The 471-nt window shown below is 63.3% G+C and carries 1 pseudogene; it reads left to right on the top strand.

What is annotated here, in order from left to right:
- Positions 1-471, top strand: a pseudogene (locus ACWGTO_RS33850) (IS701 family transposase); the annotation flags it as partial.

The following is a 471-nucleotide window of genomic DNA, read 5'->3' as shown; positions in this document are numbered from 1 at the left end:
TCAACCGTTTTTGGCAGGTCTTTCGCATCCAGCTCGGCGCCGGATGTGTCCGCTGTACATTTGCTGGTCTGATCGGGCCGGGCGACCGTAAGAGCGTACAACCGATGGCCGCGCGCACTGGCGAGGTCGGCTACGATCAGCTTCATCATTTCGTCGCGGCAGGGGTTTGGGACAGCGCCCCGCTCGAGGCCGCCCTGCTGAAGGGGGCAGATCGCCTGGTCGGCGATGAGGGGGGTTTTCTCGTCATCGACGACACAGCGTTACCGAAGAAGGGACAACATTCGGTTGGTGTCGCGCCTCAATACGCTTCGTCGCTTGGCAAGACGTCCAATTGCCAGTCACTGGTGTCGGTGACCCTGGCCTCGCGCGAAGTGCCGGTGATGGGGGGCCTTCGGCTCTTCCTGCCCGACACCTGGACGAATGATCCCGAGCGGATGATGCGGGCGCGCGTCCCGAAGGATCGACAGGTCG

It is taken from the genome of Mesorhizobium sp. PL10, assembly GCF_053714315.1.
This window is presented reverse-complemented; position numbering and strand designations above follow the sequence as displayed.